Raw genomic sequence first — 10,467 nt, forward strand, 5'->3', positions numbered from 1 at the left:
TGATCCTGCCCGGCCGGGACGACTAGTTCGGCTGTTGCGGTTGACCGGCGTTCGCCGGAGCTCGCTCGTAGAGCAACCTGGTCGCCTCCTCGGCGATCAGTTCCATGGAGACGAGTCCCCTGGAGCGGGTCCACAAGGCCCGATTCACCGAGTGGACGTCGCCGGCCGCGACCGCGCTGAGGTTCTGCCACACCGGTGCCGCTTCCCAGTCCTTCGTCGTGGTCCTCGCGTCGGTCATGACGAACAGCACGGCCGGGTTGATCTGCGCCAGCCCTTCCAACCCGACCGAGGACGAATCCGAGTTCTCCGGGTAGGCCGCCGCCTCCGGGGCGTACGTCACCCGCACCCGGCGGAGGATTTCGGCCACGTACGACCCCTCTCCCAGAACCTGCGCAGTGCCGTGATCCCGGGGGATGACGGCCAGAGCATCGCGTCCACCACCTTGGGGAGCGGTTCGAGCGAACTCGTCCAGCCGACCGTTCAGGCGGGTGATCTCCGCGTTCATCTCCGCCGGCTTGTTGATGGCGTCGCCGACCTTCCGAGCCACGTCCAGCGTTTCCTCGTACCCGGCGTAGCGGGCGGTGAACACGACCGTGGGCGCGATCGCGCTCAGCTCGTGGTAGATCCCCGCGTGGCGTTCGTTGTCAGCGATGATCAGGTCGGGTTTGAGCCTCGCGATCTGCTCCAGGTTCGGCTCCGAACGGGACCCGACGGACTCCCACTTGCCGATCCGGTTCCGCACCTCGGGGATCAGGTTCTCCGGATCGCCGTCGTCGACCGCACCGACCGGGGTCACCCGGAGAGACGCCAGCATGTCCACGTAGGGGAACTCGAGCGCCACGATGCGCTGGGGCTTGTCGGGGACCGCGCTCGCACCCAGGTCATGCGCGACCGTTCGGGTCGGCGCCGGTGCTTCCTCTCCGCCTCCGCCGCCGGTGGCGCACCCGGCGAGCAGCACGATGCTCAGCACCAGTGCGGAGATCGCCCCCCAACCGCGTTTTCCCCAATGTCCGATGCGATGACTCATCTCGAGCAGACTCCGTTCTGGACGCGATCGCCGCATCCTCATCCGGCACCGGAAACGGGCCGGGCGGTGAACGGCCCGAACGGTTTCGGAGGTGATTTCCGACCGGCGCGCGATGCCGTTCAACTCCCAGCGCACGATGCCCGTGATCTTCTGCGGGAACCTTGAGCGAGGGACGTGCGAGTATCAACGACCCGAGGACGAAACGGACGGGATGCGTGACCGCCGGGTCGATTTGAGATACGAGCGGAGTTTAGGTGTCGGTCCACGAAAGCGCGGAGAACGATCGAGGGTTATCTATGAAAAATGACGGCGGTTAGCATTCCTCCGTGACACGAGCGCAAATTCGCGTTTCGTGCCCACGTTCATCACCGCCGGCCATCGCTCAGGAGATCGTGGAGCGGGAGACCGAGCTTTTGTCGGCGAAGCTGTCCTGTGCGAGGGCGTCGGCAACGTCGCCGCCGGCGCGGGCGGCCTGGGGGACGCAGTCGCGGATGGCCGCACCGAGTACGACACGATCGACTACAACGAAGCGTTGAACGTCAAGAGTGCGCAGGCCGGGCGCTGACGTGGAAGAACTGGACACCGAGCTCAAGGGCCACCCGGAGAACTTCACCGCGACCTGCCAGTGGCTCCGGGAGGCCTCGGCCAACATCGAGCAGGCCGAGCAGAGCTACCTCAAGCCCGTGGCAACTCCGAAGGCGGCTGGGCGGTGACGCCTGGGACGCGTTCCGTGAGATCGCGTTTCATGGTGCGCGGATGGTCGGGGACACCGTGCAGATGGTCTCCGGCGTGTGCAGCGTGGGGGAGCAACGAAGGTAGGAAAGACGCTGCCCAAACTGTCTCCGGGCGCTTCCTGTGGTCACTGGCTGTCCTCGGCGAGGTAGACTTGATCGGCGAAGACGTCGAGCGCTGCGACGCAGGCCTGCAGCGCCTCCTCGGCAGCGGTCCGGCGGTCGGCACCGAGCGAGTCCCGGAGGCGGACCTTGTCGAACCAGCCTCGCAGCTTAGTGAGGTCTTCGTCGTTCTCCTCCAGTTCCGCGTAGGTGAATTTTTCGGCGGCGGTCTCCTTGTCTATCTCGGCCTGGAAACCGTGGCACCGGTCGATGATCTCCTGGTACTCCTCGTTGCGCTTGGCGTTGTAGGTCGCGACGACCTCGCCCATGCCGCCCAGAACCTCGCAACGCATCAACTGGGCCGTGCCGCCGAGCTCCCCGATGTCCTTGCGCAAGGAGCGCAGCGCGCGTTCGTGGGACGTCGACTCGGGCAGCACTGCGACGGAGTTCTGCAGGTAGACCGCGCCGATGGTCTTGAGCCTCCGCCATACGCTCGCGCGCAGCCGGGTCGGTTCGCGCGGGACTCGGTAGATGAGTAGTAGCCACCCTGGCGGAGTGTTTTCACGGTCAGCGGAGTCCTCGGTCACGCCATCAGCTTGCCATCATGCGGTCGGCGCCGTCATGCATCGGTCGCGAGTTCACAAGGCCATCGAAGTTGCACCGACAAGCTAACCGCAGTTAGGATTCAAACAGAACCGGCGAGACGCCCTCGGCGTTCGAACGGGACTTTCACTTATGTGCTCCGGCCTGGCGGAGACTCCGTCCGTTCAACGGGACGATCCGACGGTCACGCATCAAACACCTTTCGTTGCCGGGTCATTGATGCTCGCGGGACTCTGCGTCAACATTTTCGCTGCAGAACGATCTGCGAACTCGGTGAATGCGACCACCACGCAGCTCGGCATCGCAGCTCGCGATTCTTGATGTCGATTTGGTTTCTCCTCTTGACCGTCTACCTTGGGAGTCTCATGGTGACGTTTACCATCGGCCGACCACTTCCGGACGAGGAGCCACAGCACACGCGGGAGGTCCGTCCCGCTGGCCTTTCGGGTGCAGCGAAGCCGCGTTTCGAGCCGTCCTCGCTCGATGCGTGCACTTCCTGGCCGGTTTCGCAATCGCGCCGTTCCTGGTCGTCATGTGCCTCACGGGTCTGGATAACGAGTTCACCCCGCAGAACGTCAATGCGATGCGCGGTGGCCGCCCACATCACCGCGGGTATGGCGCGAACTGCCGAGAACGACGCTGTGCGCAGTTGTGCTGGCCGCCGGTCTCCACGTGTGGGCCATGCCCGTCCTCGGAGTAGCGCTGGTCGGATTCCTGATCCTCGACGCCGTCATTAACACCGCTTAGCACGCGATTCAAACGCGTAACTGAAGCACGCCTTTCGGCACCGACGCCATGGTTTGGTCGGCGATTCATCGACAGCATCGGTGCGCTTCGTGTGTGTGCTGAGAAGTCTCCAATTGCCATTCTGCAACACGCATGCCGGGAGGCTACGTTGATCCACGTTGGTACAGAGAAGTGGGACAGCGCTGCGATTAACGCGGGGTTGACCAGGCCACTGTCTCACGGTGACTTCGAGTGGGACGCGCTACGGCACGAACCAGATCTGGTTGAGGTTCGGGCTGATCTCGTGGGTGAGGTAGACACTTCCTGGTTGCGGGATCGTTTCGATGGTTGTCTCGTGTACTGTCTTCGCAGCCGTGAGCACGGTGGTGCCTTCGAGGGGTCGTCGCAGCAACGATGCGCCCGGCTGCTGGCCGCGTCCGAGCACTACGACGTGGTCGATCTGGAGGCCGAGCACGACCTGGTCCCGGAGTTGCTGGAGCGGATTCCGGTGACGCAACGTCGCATTTCCTGGCACGGAACCGCCGCCGAACACGGCTTGCTGCACCAGCACTTCGACCGCATGGCCGCCGTGGGAGCTGGGCTTTATGTGCTCACGACGGCCGTATCGCGGCCTGAGCAAGCCTTGGCGCCGCTGCGGTTCCTCGGCGAAATCGGGCGGCCGGACGTCACCGCGTTCGGCACCGGCGCCGCCGGGTTCTGGAGCCGCCTGCTGGCTCCCTGGCTCGGTGCCCCCGTCGTGTTTGGTGGGTTGGATGGTAATGACGCCGAGGTGCCCACTGTCGACCAGCTGGTGGCCGACTACGGCTTCCCCCGGCTACGCCCATTGAGCACTGTCTACGGCATCGTCGGCCGTTCGGTTTTGGCATCGGTGTCGCCCCGTGCGCACAACGCCGGCTATCGCGCGCTCGGTATCCCCGCGCTGTACTTGCCGTTTCAGGTCGAGGATTTCGGGGGCTTCTGGCGAGAAGTCGCTGAGTCTGGCTTGACTGAGCTCGGTCTTCCGCTGCGGGCGGCCACTGTCGTGGCCCCGCACAAGGAGTCGGCCCTGGCCACGGCTCGCACGGCCAGTCCCGCGGCGGACAGTTCCGGGTCGGCGAACTCGCTTGTCCGACGAGGGAAGACCTGGCACGCCGACACCTCTAACAGTCCCGCGATTAGCAGAGCCCTTGCCAGCATCGATGCACCCGTGTCTGGCCGCAAGGCCGCTGTGATCGGATGCGGTGGTGCCGGGCGCGCTGCCGCCCTCGCGCTCGCCGACTGCGGCGCCGATCCCGTGCTCGTCAACCGTGATCACCATCGGGGGCGGTCAGTCGCCGAGACGCTCGGCTTTGAGTTCATACCTCTGGACGAGTTCCGCGCGGATGGATTTTCGCTCCTCGTGCATGCGACACCTGTGACCGAGCGGGTTCCTTTTCACATGGATGACCTTGCGGACGACGCGGTCGTTGTCGACATGGTTTACGCCCCGGGCGAGACCGCGGTCAGCAGCGCGGCGCGCGAGCGCGGACTCACCGTCGTCGACGGGTGGGACGTGCTCCTCGCCGACGCCAGTTGCCAGTTCCACTTCATGACCGGTCAGCACATCCCCACCGAACAGACCCGCGCGCTACTGAAGTCTGGGCGAAAGTCCCCGCGCGACGGATCTCCACGTTGCTGACTCCTCGAACTCAGACAGAAAGGAATTCGCGTGCTCATCGACGACACCTTGGAACCAACGTGGCTGCAAGGTCTCAGCTCTCGAAATCGGGAACTGCTCGGGCGCGTCGGAGAAGTAGCCGAAGCTTGCGCCGAGCGAGCGGACGAATACGACCGGTTAGCGGTGTTTCCCAGCAAGGACTTCGACGATTTGGCCGCCGCCGGCCTGAACGCTGCCACAGTTCCCAGCGAGCATGGCGGGCTGGGGCTCGGGCCGCTGAACGGTGACACGCTCCCGCTGTGGCTGATGACCAAGGAGCTGGCCAAAGCGAACCTCTCGCTCGGCCGATGCTGGGAAGGGCACACCAACTCGCTGGTGCTCCTCAACGCGCTGGCCTCCGACCAGCAACAAGCTCGCTGGTTCGACGGAATCGTGCGCGGCGGCGAGAAGTGGGTCGCCTGGAGCGGGGAGCCGCAGGCGCGAAAGCCCGGTGAGGGCAATAGTTTCGGCACGAGCATCACCGCTGTCGACGGTGGATGGGTCCTGGACGGGGCCAAGGCCTTCGCCACCAGCGCGACGGGTGCGGACTGGGCCATTCTGCTGGTCAACACCGCCGGGCCGGGTGGCGCCCGCCATTCGGACGGCCCGGCCGAGGGGCTGCTCCTGCTGGCGTGCGACCTCTCCGACCCTGCGGTCACCGTTGACGATTCGTGGTGGGACCCGATCGGCATGCGAGCCACCGCGAGCCACGTGGTCGAGTTCAACCAGACCTTCCTGCCCGAGGAGAACCTGATCGGGACACCGGGCGCCTACCTGCACGAGGGCTGGCAGAGTGCCTTCACTCCCCACTACGCGGCCAGCTTCCTCGGCGCCGCCGAAGGCGCCTACGCCTACGCGCTCGAATACCTTCTCCGGCAAGACAAGACCGCCGACCCCTACGTCCAGCATCGTGTCGGGTCTATGGCGGTCAACATCGAAACCGCGCACCTCTGGCTGGCCCACGTGGCCCAGCTTTGGGACAGCGGTCGTCGCCTCGAAGCGCAACGCGCCGGTAACCGCGCCCGCCACCTCGTCGAACATCTAGCGCTGGACACGGTGGACCACTGCGTCCGCGCCTGCGGAGCCCGCAGCCTGGTTCGGCCCAGCCCCGTGGAACGCATCCTGCGCGATCTCACCTTCTACGCGCGTCACGACAACAACGATCACATCCTCGCGACGATCGGACGGGCAGCACTCGGACAGACCCACGACTCCTCGTTCTTCAAACCCTGACCGAATCCGGTCGCGCACTTCCGCACACTTGAAAAGGAGCGCTCGTGTCGATCACCTTCGATCGGTTCATGTCGGAGGGGGCGAAAGCAGGCCGCGGGGGTTCCACGCGGAGTTACCGCCGAAGGGTGATTACCTCGGCTTCGGTGGCGTTAGCCATGACGGCTCCTGGGCAGACCGCGGGCATCTCGGTGTTCGTCGACCCGCTCATCACATCCCTGCACGTGTCTCGTTCGTCGGTGGCCACGGCCTATCTGATCGGCTCGCTGGCGGGCGCGGTGGCGATGCCGCTGCTGGGAAAGGGGCTCGATCGTTTCGGACCGCGCCGGGTTATGGCCGTCATCGGATGTTGCTTCGGCAGTATCCTGCTGGCGGCCGGCACCGCTACCGAAATCGTGGGCCTGACCGCGGCCTTCGTTGGCATCCGCATCGGCGGGCAGGGAGCGCTGAGCCTCGTGGCCACCACCACCGTCGCGGTCTACGTACAGCAGCGCAAGGGCTTCGCGACGGGCGTCGTCTCGGCGATCGGCACCTCCGCTATCTCGCTGGCTCCATTGGTCCTCGAGCGGCTCATCGGCGAGCTCGGCTGGCGCACCGCCTGGCAGTTGGAAGGCTGCGCCGTCCTCGCGCTCACCGTACCGGCCGCGCTGCTGGTCCTGCCGCGGCGCGTGCGCGCAGAGGAGGACGCTACTGCGAGCCTCAGCACGGTCGAAGCCGGGCCAGCGCTCGCCACTGCCGACTGGACTCTCCGGCGCGTGAGCCGGACAGCGGTGTTCTGGGTCGTCATCAGCGGTGCGGGCGTGTGCAGCCTGGTGACGACCGCGTTGACCTTCCACCAAGTTTCCCTGCTGGGTGAACGTGGGCTAGACGTCGCCGAAGCTGCCGCGAACTTCATCCCGCAGCTGATCGCCGGACTGTTCGCCAGCTTCCTCGTGGGGTGGCTATCCGATCACATCAGTGACCGCGCGCTCACCATCGCCATCATGGCGATCCTCGCGCTCACCACGATCAGCGCAGCGTGGGTGCGACCTGGCTGGGCGGCCATCGGATACGGATTGGCACTCGGTGCCTGCACCGGCGGGGTGCGCACGCTCAAGGCGGTGGTCTTCATCGACCGCTTCGGCCCCCACCATCTCGGAGCTTTACGCGGCGTCGTGCACTCGGTCATCATCGGCGCTTCCGCACTCGGCCCACTCGTTCTCGCACTCGGCAGAACGTGGTTCGACTCCTACCAATGCGCACTGGCCGTCTTGTGCTCTCTACCGCTGCTAGTTATCGCAGCGGCATGCACGACCAGACCACCCGCGCGCAGGCACCACGCTTAGCAAGAACAGCAGTGATCTAGGTTGTGTCTTTGCTGAGAGAGTGCACGGCTGGCGCGGTGTTGGCCGCCCCGCCAGACCCACACAGGATTCACGTCACGTGCCTGCGTGGCCAGGGTCTTTCGGCTTGGCCGCGGTTCCAAGCAGTAGATTCGCGATCGGTACGGGAGGCCGCGGTCCCCCCAGCGCAACAGGGCGTAGACCGTGGCGAGCACGAGCAACACGACGAGCGTGGCCCGGTATGGCCGAGCGAGTTGGTGAGCCAGGCGGGGAGCGCCGGCGGTGGCGAGCGCGGTGATGACCGCGGACCAAGTGGCGGGACGATTGTGCGTAGCCAGGTGGTGAGCTGATCGGCCACAGGATGCCTCACTTCCCATCGGTGTCGATCTCCGCTCGCGCTCCTGCATTCTCTACTCGGCCTTTCCCAAGCATCCCGATACTCAGGGTAGTCCCGACTAATCCTTTTACGGTCTTGATCACGTACATTCTGACAGCGTTATTCAGGCCCTTTTCGTAATCGTTGAGGAACACTCGTGTATGGATCGCGCGTGTGAGGATCGACACGAGGTTCATCGGACGCCCGATGTGCCCATTGAGATTGGCGCTGGCCTGCTGCAGATCTTGCTGGGCATGTCCAAAGTTGCCCGGGTTGCGTTGGCGATTTCACCGGCGGTCGTGCAGGGGATGCTCGCCGGTATTGGCATCGTGATCGTCCTGGCACAAATCCATGTGGTGTTCGGCGGGCAGCCGCACACTTCGGCCCCGGAAAGCCTGGCCTCGCTGCCGGGCCAGCTGGCACAGGTGAACCCAACTGCCTTGGGACTGGGCGTTCTCACCGTCGGCGTGCTGCTGGTCTGGCCGCGATTGCCGCGACAGGTCAGCTCCGTGCCCTCGCAGCTGATCGCGGTGGTGTTGGCCACCGCCACGGCCTGGGTCGCAGGGCTGGATGTGCCCAGGGTGAACCTTCCCGATGACCTGTTGAACGACCACGTTCTACCCGCCTTTCCCGAGTGGGAATTGGGGCAGCATCGCGTTGGCCGTAGTGACCATGGCTCTGATCGCGAGCATCGAATCGCTGGTCTCGGCGATCGCGGTGGACCGGATGCACGATGGTCCGCGCGCCGACCTCAACCGCGAGATGGTGGGACAGGGTCTCCGGTGGCCTCAGCGGTCTACCGATCACCGGTGTCATCGTGCGCAGTTCCACCAACGTGGCCGCTGGCGCCCGCAGTCGTGTGTCGACGATTCTGCACGGTGTTTGGGTCATCTTGTTCGTGTTGCTAGCCGCCAGACTCCTCCGCCAGATTCCGACTGCGGTGCTGGCGGCCTTGCTGGTGATGATCGGCCTCAAACTGATCAAAATCAAAGAAATCCGTGCGCTGCAGCGTCATCGGGAGCTGCCGCTGTATCTGATTACGGCACTGGGGGTCGTCTGCCTGAACCTCATGGACGGTGTGCTACTGGGCCTCGGAACAGCGGTGGCGTTCACGTTGTTCCGGCTCACGCGGTGTACGGTCCGCACCGAGCATAAGGGCGAGCGGTGGCACGTGGTAGTCGAAGGTTCGTTGACCTTCGCCGTGGTGCCCAAGCTGTCCCGCGCTCTGGCCCAGATCCCGGCCGGGTCAAGCGTGGACGTTGACCTGGCTGTGGACTTCCTCGACCACGCCGCCTTCGACGCGCTGCACAACTGGCGCACGGCCCAGGAGCGTCTTGGCGGCAAGGTCGACATCGATGAGATCCACGAAGCCTGATACCACAACGCCTCCGAACACGGCGCAGGTGGACCCAAATCCACCCCGGCCAAGCCAGCCTTCCTGCCCCGTCCGACCCAGCAATCCGAGACGTCACCGGGACAGCAGATGCTCGCGGGCGTTGACGAGTTCCAGCGCACCGTGGCACCCAAACTCCGCGGCCTCTTCGAAGATTTGGCCGGCGGGCAGGCACCCTCGCAGCTGTTCATCACCTGTGCGGACTCCCGCATCGTGCCCCACCTGATCACCACCAGCGGTTCTGGCGATCTGTTCATCGTGCGCAACGTCGGCAACCTCGTGCCACAGCACCACGTCGACCCCACCACCATGGGAATCGACCACTCCGTAGCCGCTGCCATCGAATATGCCACCGAGGTGCTGGAAGTCACCGACATCACGGTCTGCGGCCACTCCGGATGCGGAGCCATTCGCGCGCTCATGGACGGCCACGGCGAAAACAGTCCCACTACCGGTCTGGACGCATGGCTCCAACATGGCACCCACACCCTGGCCCGATACCGCGTCGACACCACAAGCAACGACGAGCACGGGTCGATGTCGCACGAGAACCTATGTCGGGCCAACGTTGCCCAGCAACTGGACAACCTGCTCACCTACCCCGGAGTGCGGGAACGGGTGGACAACGGCGCTCTTCAGCTGACCGGGATGTACTTCGACATCGGCGCCGCCGAAGTCCAGTTTCTCGATGAAGCCACCGGTCAGTTCACCCCGACCGGCCAGCTGACTCCTCGTCAGCTCACCACCGCTAACGCGGACGACTGACCCCAACTCGCCACCGTGGGCCCGCACCCCAGGTCCCGGGCCCCTCCTACTCACGGTGCAGCTCGCTCCTCGGTACTTACGCCCCCTTTGGCCACGGCCGAAGTGGGCCTGCTTGATCCGATCCCGCCAGGTGAGGTTCCCCCGCTTTCACGGAAAGCCCCAAATCATGGTCCGATAGGATCGGAAGCAGCCATCAGTGAACGTTTTCCACTTTGGCACAGCCTGCATGAATAACGCTGCGGATGGCGTTGACGAGCCTGGTCGTCTGTCGTGGGCTGGAACGAATCTTGCGCAGGATATTCCAGGACTTGAGCTGGGCGTTCGCGCGTTCTCCCGGGCCACGTAGTCGGGCATGTGCTGTGTTGACGTCTTTTCGTTGGCCGACAGGCGCCGCCGACATTGGAGATGCCCGGCGGAGACAGGCTGTCCATCACGGCCTACAGTGCAGACGAGGACAGCCCCACCGCGGAAAGGTTCACACTCCTGGCAAGCTGGA

General features: G+C 65.0%; 9 protein-coding genes and 2 pseudogenes. 8 read left to right on the forward strand and 3 right to left on the reverse strand.

The annotated features are described in order from the left end of the window. Positions 1 to 22 precede the first annotated feature (22 nt). A complete protein-coding gene (locus REH65_RS05005) occupies positions 23 to 1,027 on the reverse strand; it encodes an ABC transporter substrate-binding protein (protein ID WP_406691475.1) in 1,005 nt (334 codons plus the stop codon). Positions 1,028 to 1,379: 352 nt separating this feature from the next. On the opposite strand from REH65_RS05005, the gene REH65_RS05010 reads away from it, so the two are divergent. Next, positions 1,380 to 1,592 (forward strand): hypothetical protein, encoded by a 213-nt coding sequence (locus REH65_RS05010; protein ID WP_093423271.1) that lies wholly within the window; start codon positions 1,380 to 1,382, stop codon positions 1,590 to 1,592. A gap of 1 nt (position 1,593) precedes the next feature. Continuing rightward, complete coding sequence (locus REH65_RS05015; RefSeq protein WP_175548275.1) at positions 1,594 to 1,740, forward strand: hypothetical protein; 147 nt, start codon at positions 1,594 to 1,596, stop codon at positions 1,738 to 1,740. A gap of 146 nt (positions 1,741 to 1,886) precedes the next feature. Here the strand turns inward: REH65_RS05015 and REH65_RS05020 are convergent, their stop codons facing one another. Next, on the reverse strand, positions 1,887 to 2,447 hold the full coding sequence (locus tag REH65_RS05020) for a Chromate resistance protein ChrB (protein WP_093423268.1): 561 nt from the start codon (positions 2,445 to 2,447) through the stop codon (positions 1,887 to 1,889). Positions 2,448 to 3,493: 1,046 nt separating this feature from the next. On the opposite strand from REH65_RS05020, the gene REH65_RS05025 reads away from it, so the two are divergent. The 6 genes and pseudogenes from REH65_RS05025 to REH65_RS05050 all read left to right on the forward strand — a co-directional run bounded on the left by REH65_RS05025 (position 3,494) and on the right by REH65_RS05050 (position 9,971). Next, the gene (locus tag REH65_RS05025; protein WP_175548274.1) at positions 3,494 to 4,867 is read left to right on the forward strand and encodes a type I 3-dehydroquinate dehydratase; all 1,374 of its coding nucleotides are present in this window, start codon (positions 3,494 to 3,496) and stop codon (positions 4,865 to 4,867) included. A gap of 30 nt (positions 4,868 to 4,897) precedes the next feature. Next, a complete protein-coding gene (locus tag REH65_RS05030) occupies positions 4,898 to 6,118 on the forward strand; it encodes an acyl-CoA dehydrogenase family protein (protein ID WP_093423261.1) in 1,221 nt (406 codons plus the stop codon). 44 nt (positions 6,119 to 6,162) lie between these two features. After that, positions 6,163 to 7,440 carry an MFS transporter gene (locus tag REH65_RS05035; RefSeq protein WP_217649842.1) on the forward strand — a complete coding sequence of 426 codons (1,278 nt, stop codon included), beginning with the start codon at positions 6,163 to 6,165 and terminating at the stop codon, positions 7,438 to 7,440. Between the two features lie 534 nt (positions 7,441 to 7,974). Further along, positions 7,975 to 8,364: pseudogene (locus tag REH65_RS05040) on the forward strand (SulP family inorganic anion transporter); the annotation flags it as partial. Positions 8,365 to 8,546: 182 nt separating this feature from the next. Continuing rightward, entirely contained in the window at positions 8,547 to 9,188 is a 642-nt protein-coding gene (locus tag REH65_RS05045; RefSeq protein WP_406691476.1) for a SulP family inorganic anion transporter, read from the forward strand. Positions 9,189 to 9,296: 108 nt separating this feature from the next. Continuing rightward, entirely contained in the window at positions 9,297 to 9,971 is a 675-nt protein-coding gene (locus REH65_RS05050) for a carbonic anhydrase (RefSeq protein ID WP_093423255.1), read from the forward strand. A gap of 193 nt (positions 9,972 to 10,164) precedes the next feature. On the opposite strand, the pseudogene REH65_RS05055 reads toward REH65_RS05050, so the two are convergent. After that, positions 10,165 to 10,347, reverse strand: a pseudogene (locus tag REH65_RS05055) (hypothetical protein); the annotation flags it as partial. Between the last annotated feature and the right edge of the window lie 120 nt (positions 10,348 to 10,467).

This window comes from Saccharopolyspora sp. ID03-671, from assembly GCF_045278815.1.
GTDB classification, from domain to species: Bacteria; Actinomycetota; Actinomycetes; order Mycobacteriales; family Pseudonocardiaceae; genus Saccharopolyspora; species Saccharopolyspora ipomoeae.